The sequence below is a fragment of the Micromonospora sp. NPDC047620 genome (genome assembly GCF_043205005.1).
Classification (GTDB): Bacteria; Actinomycetota; Actinomycetes; order Mycobacteriales; family Micromonosporaceae; genus Micromonospora.
In genome coordinates this window covers 155,998-172,061 of record NZ_JBIDDG010000015.1, presented here as the reverse complement: position 1 = coordinate 172,061, position 16,064 = coordinate 155,998, and the positions used below count along the sequence as shown (strand labels likewise).

The window sequence follows — 16,064 nt, the reverse complement described above, 5'->3', positions numbered from 1 at the left end:
AAACGTCATCTTCAACGCGCCGCCGCGTCGCCCACGCCGGCGGCGTCGACACGCCGGCCCGGGGTGGCGTTACCCGTCGCCCCGGAGAAGCTAACCCGCGGGCGCTGTTAGGCCGGGCCGCGTCAGGGTATGGGGACGCAGTGGCGATTGTGGAGAAAGTGATCGAAGCTCGCCCGGAGCAGGTCTGGGCGGTGCTGGCCGACGGGTGGACCTACAGCGACTGGGTCGTCGGCACGGTGCACGTCCGGGACGTGGACGACGCCTGGCCCCGGGTGGGCACCCAGCTGCACCACAAGGCCGGGCCGTGGCCGCTCTCCCTCCAGGACTCCTCCACGGTGCTCGCCTGCGAGCCGCCGCGCCGGCTCGTGATCCGCGCCGGGCTCTGGCCGGCGGGTGAGGCGATCGTGGCCTTCACCCTCGAACCGGTCGGCGACGGCGCGACCCGGGTGCGCATCGGCGAGGACTTCGCCGCCGGCCCGCTGCGCTGGGTACGCAACAAGATCAACGACCTCGTGCTGCACCAGCGCAACGGGGAGACGCTGACCCGGCTGACGGACATCGCCAAGCGGCAGAAGGCGGATCGATGACGCAGACCGTGGTGGTGACCGGGGCGAGTGCCGGCGTGGGACGCGCCGTCGCCCGCCGGTACGCCGAGCGCGGCGCCCGGCTCGCGCTGCTCGCCCGGGGCGAGGCCGGCCTGGCCGCCGCCGAGCGGGACTGCCGGGAACTGGGCGCCTCCGAGGTGCACGCCTACCGGGTCGACGTGGCCGACGCCGGCGCGGTGCAGCGGGCCGCCGACGACGTGGCGCACCGGTTCGGCGGGATCGACGTGTGGGTGAACAACGCGATGGTCTCGGTCTTCGCCCCGGCCTGGGAGATCCCGGCCCCGGAGTTCCGCCGGGTCACCGAGGTCAACTATCTCGGCACCGTGCACGGCACCCTCGCGGCGCTGCGCCACATGCGGGCGCGCGGGCGGGGCGTGATCGTGCAGGTCGGCTCGGCGCTGGCCTACCGGGGGATCCCGCTGCAGTCGGCGTACTGCGCGAGCAAGCACGCCATCCAGGGCTTCAACGACTCGCTGCGGGCTGAGCTGCTGCACGACTGCCCGGGCGTGAGACTGTCGATGGTGCAGCTCCCGGCGGTCAACACCCCGCAGTTCTCCTGGGTGCGCACGCGGCTGCCCCGGCATCCGCAGCCGGTGCCCCCGATCTTCGCGCCCGAGGTGGCCGCGAAGGCGATCGTCTGGGCGGCCGACCACGGGCCGCGCGAGCTGAACGTGGGCGGGCCGACCTGGCGGGCCCGGCTCGGCGACATCCTGGCGCCCGGCCTGCTGGACCGGAAGCTCGCTCGTGACGGCTACGACAGCCAGCAGACCGGGACGCCCGTCGACCCGGCCGCCTGGCGGGACAACCTGGACCGCCCCGGCGACGACGAGCGGGACCGCGGCGCGGAGGGCGTCTTCACGGACCGGGCCCGCACCCGCTCGGCCACCCTCTGGGTCGGTACGCACAAGCCGGCCGTCTCCGCCGCCCTCGCCGGCCTGGCCCTGGCCGTCACCGCCGTCACCCGCCGCCTCCGCTGATCCACGGACACCGCTCAGGCCCGGTCCTCGCCCCACCAGGGGGCGGATGACCGGCGGAACGGGGTGCCTTTTCGACCCGGATGTGGCAACTGGCTACGCTCTCAGGGAGCCCTGTCCGCCGACTGAGGATGTCCGACATGATCGAACCCGTGCAGCTGCCCGCGCCCTGGCGGGACGCACGCCTGACCGTCGTGGTTCCCACCTACAACGAGGCGGGCAACCTCCCGGTGCTGGTCGAGCGGCTCCTGGCCCTGCCGCTGCCGGGCCTGAAGATCCTCGTCGCCGACGACAACTCTCCCGACGGCACGGGCGAGGTGGCGGACAAGCTGGCCATCGAGCACCCCGACCGGATCGAGGTCGTGCACCGCGCCGGCAAGGAGGGCCTCGGTCGGGCGTACGTGGACGGGATCGGGCGCGCGCTGGACGGCGGCGCGGAGTACGTGGCGCAGATGGACGCCGACCTGTCGCACCCGCCGGAGGCGCTGCCGGGCATGCTCGGCGCGCTGCTCTCCACCCAGGCGGGCGTGGTCATCGGCTCCCGGTACGTGCCGGGCGGCGAGCTCGACGAGAACTGGCCGCTCTACCGGCGGGCGCTCAGCGGCTGGGCCAACCTCTACGTGCACACCCTGCTGCGGGTCCGGATCCGCGACCTCACCGCCGGCTTCAAGATCTGGCGGGCGGACGCGCTGCGCGACATCGGCCTGGAGCGCGTGCAGTCCAACGGCTACAGCTTCCAGGTGGAGATGCACTACCTGGCCACCAAGCTGGGGCACACCATCCTGGAGGTGCCGATCCGCTTCGAGGAGCGGCGCGACGGCGCGTCCAAGATGACCACCGCCACCAAGATCGAGAGCGCGCTGATGCCGTTCAAGCTGCGCACCAAGCACCGCAACGTCGAGCGCTGAGGCACCGGGAACGGCGGGCGCCGGGCGCGGAACCGCTCCCGCGCCGACGGCGTGGGACGCGAGGCGACCGGCACCGCCTCGGCGCAGCTCGGCGCGGCGCGGCGCGGTTCGGCTCGGCGCGGCGCGGCGCGGTTCGGCGCGGTTCGGCGCGGTTCGGCGCGGCCGACGCGTCAGCCGATCCGCCCCGCCGAACGCCGTCCACTCGTCCATCGCCGTCACGGATTGTCACGTCACGCACCGTGACAATCGATCCCGCGTCGCCGGACTGCCGGTTTGGCGCTTTGCTCTGCACCCACCCACGCACCACCAGCCTGACCTGCCCTTATCCGACAGCGGTCCGGGCAGGGCTCGCCGCATGCCGTTACCGACGGTTGCCGGTGCGTATCCGGGTGCAGAGCAAAGGCGCATCGGAGGTGGTCCGGCAGGCGCACGGGGGCGTCACTCTCGGTAAGACCGAGCGCACGAACCGCCGTGCCACCGCCGGGTTCCGTTGCCGCCGACGGGCAGCAGACCCGCCAGCCAGCAGCGGGCAGCCAGCAGCGGGCAGCCAGCCGGCATCTTCGACGAGCTGGTGACGGCAGCGTGGGTCAGCCGCCGGTCCCGCCGGCTGACCCGATGGGAATCCATGGAAGCCGCGGGGATCCACAGGGGGGCCGGGATCTACCGGTACAGCCGGAACCCCCGGGTGCGGCCGGAACCCCCGGAACAGCCGGAATCCCCGGTTGCGGCCGGCGACGCCGGACGCGCGTGGTGGTGCGGTCGGGTCAGCGGTAGATCGCGCGGTGCGCCGCGTCGATCGTGGCGGCGTACACCGGACCGGTGAGGGCGCGGTCGCGGGCCAGGGCGGCGCGGGCGGCGTTCGCGCCGGGGGCGCCGTGCACCCCGCCGCCCGGATGCGCCGACGCGCTCGCGAGGAACAACCGGTCCACCGGGGTGTCCGCGCGGCCGAGGCCGGGGATCGGGCGCAGGAAGAGCTGCTGGTACGCGGCGGCGGTGCCGCCGCCGACCGCCCCGCCGACCAGGTTCGGGTCGCCTGCCTCCAGATCGGCCGGCCCGGCCACGTGCCGTCCCACGATCAGGCTGCGGAAACCGGGCGCGGCCTCCTCCAGCACCCGCTCCATCCGGTCGACGTGGTCGGTTATCTCCTCGGCCCGCCAGTGCCGGCGGAACGGCAGGTGGGTGTACGACCAGAGCGACTCGGTGCCCGGCGGCGAGTGGCTGGGGTCGGCCACCGACATCTGCCCGACCAGCAGGAACGGGTCGCGCGGGACCTCCGAGCGGGCCAGTGTGGCCGCGTAGCCGGTCAGCCCGTTCAGGTCCGCTCCGAGGTGCACGGTGCCGGCGGTGGCCACCGCGCGGTTGGTCCACGGCACGGGCGCGGACAGTGCCCAGTCCACCTTCAGCGTCGAGCCGTCCCACCGGAAGTGCGCCAGGTCCTCCACCAGCCGGGGCAGCAGCGCCGCCGCACCGACCAGGTCCAGGTAGAGCGCGGGGGCGGGGACGTCGGCCAGCACGGCCCGGCGGGCCCGCCACAGGGCGCCACCGACGGTGCGCACGCCCATCGCCCGGCCCCGGGCGGTCAGCACCCGGTCGACCCGGGCGCCGTAGAGGATCCGGCCACCGCGCTCGGTCAGCCGGGCCACCAGCGCATCGGTGATCTTCTGCGCGCCGCCTTCGGGCACCGGCCAGCCGACCTGCTGGCCGAGCATGGCGAGCAGCCAGCCGTACACGCCCGAGCCGGCCTCCTCGGGCGACAGGTCGGTGTGCAGGGCACAACCGGCCAGCAGCGCGGGGCCCCCTTCCCCGTCGAAGAGCTCGTCACCGAGCTTGCGGACCGGCACCACCAGCCGCCGGGCCAGCCGCAGCGCGCCGGAGACCTGCAGCCGGCGCAGCAGGGTCAGGCCACCGCGCACCGGCGGGAACGGCCTGGTGATGGTGTCCAGCATCGGCTCGGCGACCTGCCGCCAGTCGTCGTACGCGTGCAGCCAGCGCTTGCCGTCGCCGGGCGCGAACGCCTCGAGCGAGGCCGCGGTGGCCTCCGGGTCGCGGTTGAGCACAGCCGCCCGACCGTCGGGCAGCAGGTGCGCCAGCACGTCCGGCGAGTGCCGCCAGCGCAGGCCGTACCGGTTCAGCTCCAGGCCGCGCAGCACTGGCGAGGCGTAGCCGAGGGGGTAGAAGGAGCTGTAGAGGTCGCTGAGGTAGCCGGGGGCGGTCACCTCCGCGGAGCGCACCGCCCCGCCGGGCGCGGCGGTGGCCTCCAGCACCAGGACGTCCCAGCCGGCGTCCGCCAGCAGGTTGGCGGCGACCAGACCGTTGTGACCGGCTCCGACGACGACGGCGTCCGCGCACTCCGCGCCGGGCGAACTCATCCGGTCCGCCTACCCTGCCAGCAACCGGGCGAAACGCGTTTGCCGCGTCGGGGCACGGGGATCCACCGCCGCATGTACACGGTTGCGCAGCTCATAGGCGGAGTGTGGGGCGCGGGCGGCGAGGGGGGCGAGCTGGTCGTACGCGATCCGGCGGACGGGTCCCCGGTCAGCTCCGTGCCGGTGGCCACGGCGGACGAGGTCGGCAAGGCGGTGGAGGCGGCGCGCGGCGTCGCGGCGGAGTGGGCGGCGACCGCCCCCGCCGAGCGCGTGGCGGCCCTGCACCGGGCGGCGGACGCGGTGGCGGCGGTCGCCGACGAGCTGGCCCGCGCGACGACGGCCGAGATGGGCAAGCCTCTCGCGGACGCGCGGGGCGGCGTGGAGGCGGGCGTCGGCACGCTGCGACAGTACGCGGAACTCGCCCCGGTGCGCGGCGGGCGGACCCTGCACGGCGGCACGCACGCCCTCGACTTCATGGTGCCGCAGCCGCGCGGGGTGGTCGCCGCGATCACCCCGTGGAACGACCCGGTGGCAGTCTCGTGCGGGCTGCTCGGCGCCGCCCTGGTCACCGGCAACGTGGTGCTCTACAAGCCGAGCGAGCGCACCCCGGCGACCGGCTGGCTGCTGGCGAAGGCGCTGGACTCCGCGCTGCCGCCCGGGGTGCTGTCGCTGTTGACCGGCGGCCCGGAGGTCGGGGCGGCGCTGGCCGCGCAGGAGGTCGACGTGGTCGCGCACGTCGGCTCCACCGTTACCGGGCGTGCCATCGCGGCGGCGGCGGCGCGGACCGGCGCCAAGGTGGTGTTGGAGAACGGCGGCAGTGACCCGCTGGTCGTGGACGGCGACGTCGACCCGGTGTGGGCGGCCGGGCAGGCGGCGACGGGCGCGTTCGCCAACGCGGGGCAGATCTGCGTTGCGGTGGAACGGATCTACGCGCACCGGGACGTCGCCGAGGACCTCACGGGGTCCCTCGTGGAGCGGGCGGAGCGGCTGCGGGTCGGCCCGGGCGCGGACCCGGCGACCGAGCTGGGACCGCTGGTGGACCGGCGGCACCGCGACCACGTGCACGGGCAGGTGATCGCGGCGGTGGCGGAGGGGGCCCGGATCCGCACCGGCGGGACGCTGCCCGAGGGCCCGGGGGCGTTCTACCCGGCGACGGTGGTCACCGACTGTCGGCACGACATGACGCTGGTGCGCGAGGAGACGTTCGGGCCGGTCGCCGCGATCGTCGTGGTCGACTCGTTCTCCGAGGCGCTGCGGTGCGCCGCCGACTCCCCGTACGGGCTGTCCGCCACGGTGCTGACCGGGTCGATGAGCCACGCCCAGCGCGCCTGGCGGGAGTTGCCGGTGGGCACCGTGAAGATCAACGCGGTGTTCGGCGGGGCGCCGGGCGGTGCCGCGCATCCGCGCCGGGGCAGCGGCCAAGGCTTCGGGTACGGCCCGGAACTGCTGGACGAGTTCACCGCCACCAAGGCGGTGCACATCGAGGCGCCCGGCGGCGGCCACTGGTGAGCGCGCGCACGCAGGGGCTGCCCGCGGTAGGGCAGCCCCTGCGTCGTACGCGATGGTGGCCTCAGCGGCCGCGGGCCTTCGCGGTCTGCCGGTTGTTCGCCTTCTCGATGGCCTTGACCAGTTCGGGCTTGGTCATGCTCGACCGGCCGGGGACGTCCAGCTTGCGGGCCACCTTCATCAGATGGTCCTTGGTGGCGTTGGCGTCCACCCCGCCGGCGGTGGGCGCCCGGCGCTCCGGTCCGCCGCCGGCCGCCTGGCGGTCGCTCGGGCCCTTGCGGCCCTTGGGCTCCCAGTGGTCGCCCACCTTCTCGTACCGGTGCTTCACGGCGGCGAAGGCGGTGCGGTGCGCCCGCTCCCCCTCGCCGTACGTCTCCACGGCCGAGTCGTGCGTCTTCTCCCAGGTGCGCTGCGCCTTCTCCGGGGAGCGTCGCAGCGTGCTGGGCAGTACCTCGCGCCCGGGCATCTCGTCCTCCTCCGCGTCGATGGGTTCTGGTTTGACCGTTCCCCCACCGCCGGTCGGCAAACCGGGCGGCCGGGTTTGTCGTTTTCCGGCCGGGGGTACCGGCGGGGCCAGGCCAAGCCGGAGGCGCCCGGGCGTCCGGCGGCCGGGGCACAGGGAGCGGGCCATGACGACGACGGAGCCCGGCACGGCGCGCACCGGGGAGCAGCGGCTGCGGATCCCCCGCAGGGTGCGGCAGTTGAGCTGGCGGACCTGGCGCGGGGTGCTGGTGCGCAGCGCGCGGAACTTCGTCAAGGACAACTGCGCGGACTGGGCCGCCGCCCTGACCTACTACGGGGTGCTCGCGCTGTTCCCGTCCACCATCGTGGTGGTGGCCCTGGTCGGGCTGGTGTCCAACGGCGAGCAGACCGTGGACACCGTGCTCGACTTGGCCCGGGACATGGGCGCCGGCTCGGTGGTGGCCAACGAGGGCTTCGTCTCGGTGGTCCGGGGCGTGGTCGACCAGAACGACTCGGCCAGCGTGCTGCTGAGCTTCGGCCTGCTCGGGGCGCTCTGGTCGGCGTCCGGCTTCATCGGGGCGTTCACCCGGGCCTCCAATGCCGTCTACGGCGTGGCGGAGGGGCGGCCGGTCTGGAAGCTGCGGCCCATGCAGATCGGGCTCGCGGCGGTCTCGCTGGTGCTGCTCGCTGTCGTCGCCACCGGCCTGATCGTCAGCGGCCCGGTCACTGACGCCGTGGGCGACCTGCTGAACGTCGGCGGGCTGGCCCGCACCGCCTGGAGCGTCGCCAAGTGGCCGGTGCTGGCCATGGTCATGATGGTGCTGCTGAGCCTGCTGTTCTGGATCGCGCCGAACGTCCGGCAGCCGCGGTTCCGCTGGCTCACCCCGGGCGGGGCGGTCGCCCTGGTGTCCTGGGTCGTCGCCTCCTTCGGCTTCGGCGTCTACGTGGCCAACTTCGGCTCGTACGACGCCACCTACGGCAGCCTCGGCGCCGTGATCGCGTTCCTGGTCTGGCTCTACCTGTCCAACTCGGCGCTGATGCTCGGCGTGCAGATCAACGCCGAGTTGCAGCGGGGCCGCGTGCTCCAGGCCGGCGAGCCGGACCCGGACGAGCCGGTCCTGCCCCCGAAGACGCCCGCCGACACGTGACCGCTGCCGGTTTACCGCCGGTGTCACCGGATGGCGGTTTACCGCCGGTGCCACCGGGTAGCGCAGAAGGCATGGAACGTGGCAGCAGCAAGCACGGACCGAGGGTCGACGAGCAGATGAGCCGGGAGGTCAGCGGCCTCGTGCAGGGGCCGGGGACCGGCGGCTCGCGGGTCGACGAGTCCCGTGTGCCGGAGCCGGCCGGTGAGGACCAGCCGGAGCCGACGACGGCCCCGGCCGGCGAGTTGCGTACGGGCGCGCCCAAGGGGATGAGTTCCCAGGACGTCGAACGGCGCAGCCGGCTCGGACGGTTCATCACGATGGCCGCCCTGCCGGGCGACCGGGAGGCGCTGATCGCCAACGCGCAGGACAACGACGCGCCGGCGGACATCCTCGCGGAGCTGGAGCGGCTGCCCGAAGGCATCCGTTACCAGACGGTCTCCGAGGTGTGGGCGGCGCTCGGCCACAAGAACGAGACGACCCGCTGGTGACCGGATCCCCGCACGATCCGGCCCGACACCGGCGGACGAAGGAGGATGCCTGATGAGTGGCGTTACCGAACACGTGGACGTCTCCGTCCCGGTGCGCACCGCGTACGACCAGTGGACCCAGTTCGAGGAGTTCCCCCACTTCATGGAGGGGGTGCAGGAGGTCCGGCAGCTGTCGGACACGATGACCCACTGGACCGTGGAGATCGCCGGGGTGAAGCGCGAGTTCGACGCCGAGATCACCGAGCAGCTCCCGGACGAACGGGTCGCCTGGCGCTCGACCGGCGGCACGAAGCAGGCCGGAGTGGTGACCTTCCACCGGCTGGACCCGGACACCACCCGGGTCACCCTGCAGCTCGAGTTCGAGCCGCACGGCGTGGTCGAGCAGGCCGGCGACAAGCTGGGCATCGTCGACCGGCGCGCCAAGGGCGACCTCGATCGGTTCAAGCAGTTCATCGAGCGGCGCGGTCAGGAGACTGGCGCCTGGCGCGGCAGGGTCGACCGGCCGCAGCCCTGATCCCCCCGCCCCCGGGCAGCGAACTCCGATGGCCGCCGGCTCCCCGGCGGCCATCGCCGTTTGCGGGGAGCGGGCCCGGGTACCGCGATGGGTATGACGGACGAGAACACGGTGTGGCGGGACGAGGAACGGATTCCCCTGCAGGAACTGGACAAGGCCGTCGCGCGGTCGACCCTGGACGGCCAGACCGACGACGCGACGGGCAACGACGCCGGCGAGGAGGCCGCGTTCGGGCACGGGCCGGAGGCCGTGGACCGCGGCGGGCAGGCCGCCGGGGCGGGCCGCGAGCCGACCGACCCGGAGCGCGCCTACCGCCCCTCCACGACGGGACGGACCGGCCCCGACACGATGTGAGCCACGGCCGGCGCGGCGGCCACCGCGGCCACCCGCGTCGGTCCCGTTCAGCGGGCCGCCGGCACCGGCCGGTCGGCGCCCCCGGCCCGGTGGCGGTCGTGCTGCCCGGGTGCCCGCCGCGTGCAGCGCGATCAGCGCCAGCGCGAGCACGACCAGCGCCGGCCCGAGCAGCTCGACCGAGGTGTTGCCGAGCAGCACCCCGACCCCCGCCGGGACGAGCGCCCCGCCCAGCCCGGCGGCGCCGATCTGGAGGCCGATGGTCCGTTCCGCGTGCGCGGCGCCCACCCGGTCGACGGTGGTGAGGGTGAGCAGCGGGAAGACCGGGGCGGCGGCGAACCCGACGACGAACAGCCCGGCCACGGCCAGCCAGGCCGGGGCTGGCACCGCGATCAGGGCCGCGCCGACGGCCATCCCGACCAGGCTGCCCCGCAGCACCACCGCCGCGCCCAACCGCTCGGCCACCACGCCCTGCACCACCCGCCCGACGAACAGGCTCCACCAGTAGCCCGAGACGCAGACTCCGGCCACCGCCGCGCCGAGGCCGCGGCCCTCGGTGAGCAGCAGGAACGCCCAGAGCCCCGCGGCCACTTCGATCGCCACGTAGACGGCGAAGGCCAGCGCGCCGATCCAGACCGCCGGCAGCCGCAGCGTCTCGCGTACCGACGTGACGGTCGGCGGGGCGACGGGCGCCGCGCCGGCCGGGGGCCCGACGGACTCGCGGGCCGGGGCCCGATCCCGCCAGGCCCGGACAGCGCGAACGCGGCGGCCAGGACGAGCTGGGCCGTCGCCACGAGGCCGTACCCCCAGCGCCAGGCCAGCCCCGCGCTGAGCGCCCCGGTCATGATCAGCGGTCCGAGCGCCACCCCGAGGCCGAAGAAGGCGTGCATCCAGTTCATGTGGCGCGGACCGAAGGCGCCGGCGGCGTACGCGTTGAGCCCGGAGTCGATCGCGCCGGAGCCCAGACCGAGCACCAGGGCGCAGCTCACCATCAGGGCGAGGCCGGGCGTCAGCGCGTAGCCGGTGAGCGCGAGGCTGGCCAGCAGGGTGCTGCCGGCGAGCAGCCAGCCGACCCCGAGCCGGGCCAGCGTGAAGCCCGCCAGCACGCTGGAGGTGAGGTAGCCTGCGGTCCCGGCGGTGAGCACCAGGCCGACGGCCTCGGTGGGCACGCCGAAGTCGGCCCGGATCGAGGGCCAGCCACCCCGATCAGCCCGTCGGGCAGGCCGAGGCTGACGAAGGCGAGGTAGGCCAGCAGGAGCAGCGAGGCGCGGGGCGGGACAGTGGACACGGACGACCATCCTGCCTCGTGTCACCGGCGCCGCGACCGGGCCTCCCCCGCAGGGACAAAAAGTGTGGTCCGGACGGGTGGAGAAACGGACAGCTCATCCAGAATCGGCCGTTCGGCTGACGGCAACCCCTGGGTCGCGCGCAAGACTTTCGGGATGCAACAGGGCTCCGGCTTCCTCTCCCCGCGTCAGCGCCGCCTGGCTTGGCTCGGCTTTCTCCTCGCCGCACTCCAGGCTCCCGTCTCCGCCAAGCTGGTCTCGGACGACTCCTGGTTGTTCAGCCTCTGCGTGGCTCTGATGGTGGCGACCGTGATCATCGCCGACGACGCGGCCCGGCGCCGCCCGGCCGACGCGCGCTCGACCGATTGACGTTCTCCCCGCCCTAAAGGACGAGGATTCCCTCCGCGCTGCGCGTGGAACAGCGCGCAGCGCCTGGGTGGATTCCTGCTTCTCGGCGCGGTGCCGGCACGGGTGCCGGTCTTACCTGCGCTCCACAGGCGTTTGAGTTGTCCCAGCGTCCCTGGGCCAACACGTTCTTGGCCGCGTTGACGTCCCGGTCGTGGATTATCCCGCAGGGGCAGGTCCACGACCGGACGGACAGCGGCTTCGGTCCGTCGAGCCGGCCGCACGCCGAGCATGTCTGGCTGGTGGGCGCAAACCGGTTGATCTTGCCGAAGATGCGGCCGGCGCGGGCGGCCTTGTACTCCAGCATCCCGACGAAGGACGCCCAGCCCGCATCGTGCACGGACTTCGCGAGCCGGGTCCGGCCGAGACCGACGACGCACAGGTCCTCGACGTACACCGCTTGGTTCTCGCGGACGATCCGGGTCGAGAGCTTGTGCTGCCAGTCCCGGCGCGTGTCGGCCACCCTCGCGTGCGCGCGGGCGACCTTGACCACGGCCTTCTTGCGGTTGGCCGAGCCCTTGGCCTTGCGGGAAAGGTCCTGCTGCAACCGGCGCAGCTTGCGGGCCGCGCGGCGCAGGAACTTCGGCGCGGCGACCTTCGTGCCGTCGGACAGCACGGCGAAATGCGTCAGCCCGAGGTCGATACCCACCTCGGATGCGACCGGCGGCAACGGCGAGTCGTCCACCTGCACGACGAACGAGGCGAAATACCGGCCTGCCGCGTCCCGGATCACCGTGACCGAGGACGGTTCGGCCGGGAGCTGACGTGACCAGCGCACGTGCAGGTCACCGATCTTCGGCAGCCGCAGCCGGCCGTTGTCCAGCACCCGGAAGCGGGCGTTCCTGGTGAAGCGGATCGCCTGCCGGTTGTCCTTGCGGGACCGCAACCGCGGCGGCGCGACCTTGCGGCCCTTACGCTTGCCCGTGATCGAGGCGAAGAAGTTGCGGTAGGCGGTGTTCACGTCCGCGAGGGAGCCTGCTGCAACACCAACGCCGAAACCTCACCCAGCCACGCCCGTTGCGGGGTGCGCTTGGCCTCGGTGATGACCTGCCTGGACAAGACGCCGTCCGACAGGTACGGCAAGCCCCGCTCACGGGCCTGCTGACGTGCGCGCAGCCCATCATTGAACACCACCCGCGCGCACCCGAACGCCCGCGCCAACGCTTCCTGCTGGACGGGCGTCGGATAGACACGGTAGTTGTACCGGAGCTGCACATCGGACAGTCTCGCATTGGCCTATGACAAAGACTCCGGAGACATCCGCACTGGCAGGCACTGAGTTTCGCCCTGCACGCCCACTTGATCTTCGTGACCAAGCTCCGACACAAGGTATTCACCGACCGACACCTGACCCGCATGGAAGAGATCACGCGGGTGTGTGCGCCGACTTCGAGTGCGACCTAATCGAGTTCAACGGTCAGGCCGAACATGCGCACCTACTGGTCAACCTCCCACCCAAGATCGCCCTCACCCGGCTGGTGAACAGCCTCAAGGGCGTATCCTCCCGCCGGATACGTCAAAAGTTTCCCGACATCGCCCGCCACTTCTACCGAGCCAACAAACTCTGGTCGGCCTCGCACTTCGCAGGCTCCGTCGACGGCGCACCCCTGACAGCCCTTCACCAGTACATCGAGCAGCAGAACCAGCCGGGTTAGAGCACGCTCGGGCCTAGCCGGCCTCCCGCGCGGGCCTTCACCCCCGCCCTAAAGGGCGGAGCACTGGCCCGCATCTTGGTAGCGTCGCGGGGCGACGGCGGCGCACGTCGCACGCCCTCACGGGCCTCCTCCCGCACCACCCCTGCCCCGCCCCCAGTGCGTCCGCACCGGCTCCGGGCGCTCGCATCCGGCCCGCCCGATGCGGCCTCGACCGCACCGGGCCGCCGACGGCGGGCAGCAGGCGTGACGGGTGGAACACCACGGGTGCCGACAGGGCCGGTTGACACCCATGGTGTTCCACCGGTGCCGGGAGTTGAAGGATGTCATCACGCCTGCGGTGGCCGCGGACATCGCGGGCCCTAGCCGCGCGGGATCAGCCCGGCTTGACCGCGATCGCGCCGTCGACGGTCCGCAGGATCAGGCGCAGCGTCTCGTGCCGGGAGGCGCCGGCCTCGGCGACGTAGGCCCAGCCGGCGTACAGCTGGGACCAGACCAGGCTCTGCACCCAGTCCGCCGGCAGCTCCGGGTCGATGGTCCCGTCGCGGTGGCCGCGCTCGACCATCGCGGCGAACGCCGGATCGCAGCCGGCCGGCCCCTCGGTGGTCGGGGCGGCGGCGAGGCCCGGCTCGGTGAAGATCAGCGAGAGCAGGCTGCCGAGATCGAAGTACTCCTGGCAGAGCCGGCGCACGGCCGACGCCCCGCTGCCCTCGGCCATCCGCGCCTGGGCGGTCGCGCGGGCCAGCCGGGCAGCGGCCTCAGTGCCGACGGCGGCGAGCAGGTCGGCGCGCTCGGCGAAGTAGCGGTGCAGCGTCGTACGTCCCACGTCGGCGGCGGCGGCGATGTCGCCGAGGGAGGCGGCGGGGTTGCGCCCCAGCACCTCGATCGCCGCGTCGACGATGGCCTGGCGGGTCCGGGCCCGGCTGCCGGACACCTGCACGTCGGTCACGCGCCGAGGATAGCAACACCTCGTTTCGGAATAGCGCTTGACTGAATTGGAACACTACTGTTCCACTCAGGGCATGACTTCCTCCGCGTCGGCGCTACCCCGGTTACGTACGCTCGCGTCGTTCCTCGCCCCGCACAGGCGGACGATGGCCCTCGGGCTCGTGTTGGGGCTCGCCGCGAACGCGGCCGGGCTCGCGACACCGATGGTCACCAAATGGGTCCTGGACACGCTGGGCGCCGGCGGGTCGATGGCCCGCCCGATCTGCGTGCTGCTGGCGCTCGTCGTCGTCGGCGCGGCCATCACGCTGTGGCAGTGGCGGCTGCTCGGGACGCTGGCCGAGCACATCGTGCTCGACGCCCGGGCCGCGATCGTCCGGCACTACTTCCGGGCCCGCGTCGGCGACCTGCAACGCCGGCCCACGGGCGAACTGGTCACCCGGGCCACCTCCGACACACAGCTGCTGCGCGAGGCGTCCGGCAGTATCGTCGGCCTGGTCAACGCCGGCATCGCCCTGCTCGGCACGCTGGTGCTGATGGGCGTGCTCGACCTGTTCCTGCTGGGCTGCACCATCGTGGCCGTGCTGGTCGTCGCGGCGGTCATGGGCGCCCTCATGCCCCGCATCGCGACGGCGCAGGCCGCAGCTCAGGAATCGATGGGCACGCTCGGCGGCGCGCTGGAGGGGGCGCTGCGGGCGATCCGGACGGTCAAGGCCAGCCGGGCCGAGGCCCGGTTGACCGAGCGGATCGTCGCCGACGCACGGCAGGCGGCGACGCACAGCGTACGGGCGGCGCGGGTGACCGCGTCGGTCTGGACCATCGCCTGGACGGGGATCCAGCTCGCGGTGATCGCGATCCTGGGCATCGGCGCCTGGCGGGCCCAGCGTGACCTGCTGGAGATCTCCAGCCTGATCGCGTTCCTGCTGTACACGTTCCAGCTCATGGGGCCGATCACCGAGCTGACCCAGAACACCACGGCGTTGCAGGCCGGGATCGCCGCGGCGGGGCGGATCCGCCAGGTCGAGACCATCCCGGCCGAGCCGGCGGGCCCGGTGTCCGCCCCGACGGAGCGCCCGGGCGTGCCCGACGCGGAGCAGCCGGTGCTGGTGTTCCGTGGGGTCACCGCCCGGTACGGGCCGGACGCGCCCGCCGCGGTGCACGACATCGACCTGGCCGTCCCCCGGCGCGGGCACACCGCGATCGTGGGGCCGTCGGGGGCCGGCAAGACCACGCTGTTCTCGCTGATCCTGCGCTTCCTGGAGCCCGAGCGGGGGCAACTGCTCCTCGACGGCCGCCCGTACGCGGCCCACGGTCACGACGAGGTGCGGGCCCGGCTCGCGTACGTCGAGCAGGAGACCCCCGTGGTGCCCGGCACCATCCGCGACAACCTGCGCTTCACCCACCCGGACGCCACGGACGAGGAAATCCGGGCGGTTCTTCGCGCCGTCCGGCTCGACGACAAGGTCGACTCGCTGCCGGACGGACTGGACACGTCGCTGTCGTCGACGGAGGTGTCCGGCGGGCAGCGCCAGCGCATCGCCCTGGCGCGGGCCATGCTGCGCACCCCCGACGTGCTGCTGCTCGACGAGGCGACCGCGCAGGTCGACGGGCTGACCGAGGCGGCGTTGCAGGAGTGCGTCCGGCAGCGCGCGGCGGCCGGGGCTGTGCTGACCATCGCGCACCGGCTCTCCACCGTGCTCGACGCCGACCGGATCGTGGTGATGGAGCACGGCCGGATCCGGGCCCAGGGCACCCACTCCGAGCTGCTGGCCGGCGACGACCTCTACCGCCGGCTGGTCGCGGCGCTGCGCATCGCGGCCGAGGAGCATGCGGTCGCGGCCCACTAGCCCCGCTCCCGCCGCACGCCGGGGCCGGGGCGGGATGTCAGCCCAAGCACCGGGGCGCGCCTCGTGGCCCGGGCGACTCGAGCGGCCCGGCGCGCCAGCCCGCCCCGCCCGCGCGCGCCTCACGGCCGGGCGGAACGGCGCGTCAGCGCACCTCGTCGGGGCGCGCCTCGTGACCGGGGCGGCCCCGGCTCCGCCGCCGCTCCTTCATCTCCGCCTCGTAGAGGTGCCGGCGACCGCCGACCAGCTCCTCGCGGGCCGCCCGGTCCAGGTCGCGGAAGAGGGCGTAGTACCCGTCGTCGAAGTCCTCGACGATCTGGAACGTCCAGCGGCCGGCGATCACGTTGCGGCCCAGCAGCTCGGTGTCGATGCGTTCGGCGATGTGCGGGTGCCCGGCGGCGCGGAACATCTCCACGGCGTCGTCGAGCATCAGGTCGGCGTGCCCGACGAGCTGGTGCAGCGAGTAGAGGTGGCCGCGGACCCGCTCGACGCACTCCAGCGCCTCGCTGAGCTTGCCGAGCGCGGCCACCGTCTCGTCGCTGACCCCGGTCGGCCGGCGGTGCCGTTCGTCCGGTCCGTCCACGTGCTGTCCCATCCGTTCCTCCACGGT

General features: G+C 73.6%; 16 protein-coding genes and 3 pseudogenes. 11 read left to right on the top strand and 8 right to left on the bottom strand.

What is annotated here, in order from left to right; translation table 11 throughout:
- Positions 1 to 158: 158 nt before the first annotated feature.
- The 3 genes from ACGF5C_RS20460 to ACGF5C_RS20450 all read left to right on the top strand — a co-directional run bounded on the left by ACGF5C_RS20460 (position 159) and on the right by ACGF5C_RS20450 (position 2,487).
- A complete protein-coding gene (locus tag ACGF5C_RS20460; protein ID WP_393303741.1) occupies positions 159 to 587 on the top strand; it encodes an SRPBCC family protein in 429 nt (142 codons plus the stop codon).
- On the top strand, positions 584 to 1,582 hold the full coding sequence (locus ACGF5C_RS20455) for an SDR family oxidoreductase (RefSeq protein WP_393303739.1): 999 nt from the start codon (positions 584 to 586) through the stop codon (positions 1,580 to 1,582). The genes ACGF5C_RS20460 and ACGF5C_RS20455 overlap by 4 nt, the downstream gene beginning before the upstream one ends.
- A gap of 137 nt (positions 1,583 to 1,719) precedes the next feature.
- Complete coding sequence (locus ACGF5C_RS20450) at positions 1,720 to 2,487, top strand: polyprenol monophosphomannose synthase (RefSeq protein ID WP_357697678.1); 768 nt, start codon at positions 1,720 to 1,722, stop codon at positions 2,485 to 2,487.
- 764 nt (positions 2,488 to 3,251) lie between these two features.
- On the opposite strand, the gene ACGF5C_RS20445 is transcribed toward ACGF5C_RS20450, so the two are convergent.
- Positions 3,252 to 4,856 carry a phytoene desaturase family protein gene (locus ACGF5C_RS20445; RefSeq protein ID WP_393303737.1) on the bottom strand — a complete coding sequence of 535 codons (1,605 nt, stop codon included), beginning with the start codon at positions 4,854 to 4,856 and terminating at the stop codon, positions 3,252 to 3,254.
- 72 nt (positions 4,857 to 4,928) lie between these two features.
- Between ACGF5C_RS20445 and ACGF5C_RS20440 the strand changes: the two genes are divergently transcribed.
- Complete coding sequence (locus tag ACGF5C_RS20440) at positions 4,929 to 6,362, top strand: aldehyde dehydrogenase family protein (RefSeq protein ID WP_393303735.1); 1,434 nt, start codon at positions 4,929 to 4,931, stop codon at positions 6,360 to 6,362.
- Between the two features lie 61 nt (positions 6,363 to 6,423).
- Here ACGF5C_RS20440 and ACGF5C_RS20435 read toward each other — a convergent pair whose 3' ends face one another.
- On the bottom strand, positions 6,424 to 6,825 hold the full coding sequence (locus ACGF5C_RS20435) for a ChaB family protein (protein WP_350706322.1): 402 nt from the start codon (positions 6,823 to 6,825) through the stop codon (positions 6,424 to 6,426).
- Between the two features lie 163 nt (positions 6,826 to 6,988).
- Between ACGF5C_RS20435 and ACGF5C_RS20430 the strand changes: the two genes are divergently transcribed.
- The 4 genes from ACGF5C_RS20430 (at position 6,989) to ACGF5C_RS20415 (ending at position 9,325) form a co-directional block, all read left to right on the top strand.
- Positions 6,989 to 7,969 carry a YihY/virulence factor BrkB family protein gene (locus ACGF5C_RS20430; protein WP_393303733.1) on the top strand — a complete coding sequence of 327 codons (981 nt, stop codon included), beginning with the start codon at positions 6,989 to 6,991 and terminating at the stop codon, positions 7,967 to 7,969.
- Positions 7,970 to 8,040: 71 nt separating this feature from the next.
- Positions 8,041 to 8,457: a DUF2795 domain-containing protein gene (locus ACGF5C_RS20425; RefSeq protein WP_393303731.1), complete on the top strand. Its 417-nt coding sequence runs from the start codon at positions 8,041 to 8,043 to the stop codon at positions 8,455 to 8,457.
- A 52-nt stretch (positions 8,458 to 8,509) separates the two neighbouring features.
- A complete protein-coding gene (locus tag ACGF5C_RS20420; protein ID WP_350706327.1) occupies positions 8,510 to 8,971 on the top strand; it encodes an SRPBCC family protein in 462 nt (153 codons plus the stop codon).
- Positions 8,972 to 9,064: 93 nt separating this feature from the next.
- A complete protein-coding gene (locus ACGF5C_RS20415; RefSeq protein ID WP_357697669.1) occupies positions 9,065 to 9,325 on the top strand; it encodes a hypothetical protein in 261 nt (86 codons plus the stop codon).
- Positions 9,326 to 9,460: 135 nt separating this feature from the next.
- Here the strand turns inward: ACGF5C_RS20415 and ACGF5C_RS20410 are convergent.
- Together ACGF5C_RS20410 and ACGF5C_RS20405 are read right to left on the bottom strand one after the other, a co-directional pair.
- A pseudogene (locus tag ACGF5C_RS20410) lies at positions 9,461 to 9,913 on the bottom strand (MFS transporter); the annotation flags it as partial.
- A gap of 164 nt (positions 9,914 to 10,077) precedes the next feature.
- A pseudogene (locus ACGF5C_RS20405) lies at positions 10,078 to 10,620 on the bottom strand (MFS transporter); the annotation flags it as partial.
- A gap of 144 nt (positions 10,621 to 10,764) precedes the next feature.
- Between ACGF5C_RS20405 and ACGF5C_RS20400 the strand changes: the two are divergent.
- Positions 10,765 to 10,977, top strand: coding sequence for a hypothetical protein (locus tag ACGF5C_RS20400; RefSeq protein ID WP_393303729.1), 213 nt, complete (start codon positions 10,765 to 10,767; stop codon positions 10,975 to 10,977).
- Between the two features lie 13 nt (positions 10,978 to 10,990).
- On the opposite strand, the gene ACGF5C_RS20395 is transcribed toward ACGF5C_RS20400, so the two are convergent.
- Together ACGF5C_RS20395 and ACGF5C_RS20390 are read right to left on the bottom strand one after the other, a co-directional pair.
- A complete protein-coding gene (locus ACGF5C_RS20395) occupies positions 10,991 to 11,974 on the bottom strand; it encodes an RNA-guided endonuclease InsQ/TnpB family protein (protein WP_393303727.1) in 984 nt (327 codons plus the stop codon).
- Positions 11,971 to 12,228, bottom strand: coding sequence for a helix-turn-helix domain-containing protein (locus ACGF5C_RS20390; RefSeq protein WP_393303725.1), 258 nt, complete (start codon positions 12,226 to 12,228; stop codon positions 11,971 to 11,973). The genes ACGF5C_RS20395 and ACGF5C_RS20390 overlap by 4 nt, the downstream gene beginning before the upstream one ends.
- A gap of 16 nt (positions 12,229 to 12,244) precedes the next feature.
- On the opposite strand from ACGF5C_RS20390, the pseudogene tnpA reads away from it, so the two are divergent.
- A pseudogene (gene tnpA, locus ACGF5C_RS20385) lies at positions 12,245 to 12,668 on the top strand (IS200/IS605 family transposase).
- Positions 12,669 to 13,041: 373 nt separating this feature from the next.
- On the opposite strand, the gene ACGF5C_RS20380 reads toward tnpA, so the two are convergent.
- The gene (locus ACGF5C_RS20380; protein WP_393303723.1) at positions 13,042 to 13,614 is read right to left on the bottom strand and encodes a TetR/AcrR family transcriptional regulator; all 573 of its coding nucleotides are present in this window, start codon (positions 13,612 to 13,614) and stop codon (positions 13,042 to 13,044) included.
- Between the two features lie 73 nt (positions 13,615 to 13,687).
- Between ACGF5C_RS20380 and ACGF5C_RS20375 the strand changes: the two genes are divergently transcribed.
- The gene (locus ACGF5C_RS20375; protein WP_393303721.1) at positions 13,688 to 15,457 is read left to right on the top strand and encodes an ABC transporter ATP-binding protein; all 1,770 of its coding nucleotides are present in this window, start codon (positions 13,688 to 13,690) and stop codon (positions 15,455 to 15,457) included.
- A gap of 142 nt (positions 15,458 to 15,599) precedes the next feature.
- Here the strand turns inward: ACGF5C_RS20375 and ACGF5C_RS20370 are convergent, their stop codons facing one another.
- Positions 15,600 to 16,049: a hypothetical protein gene (locus ACGF5C_RS20370; RefSeq protein WP_393303719.1), complete on the bottom strand. Its 450-nt coding sequence runs from the start codon at positions 16,047 to 16,049 to the stop codon at positions 15,600 to 15,602.
- Positions 16,050 to 16,064 lie beyond the last annotated feature (15 nt).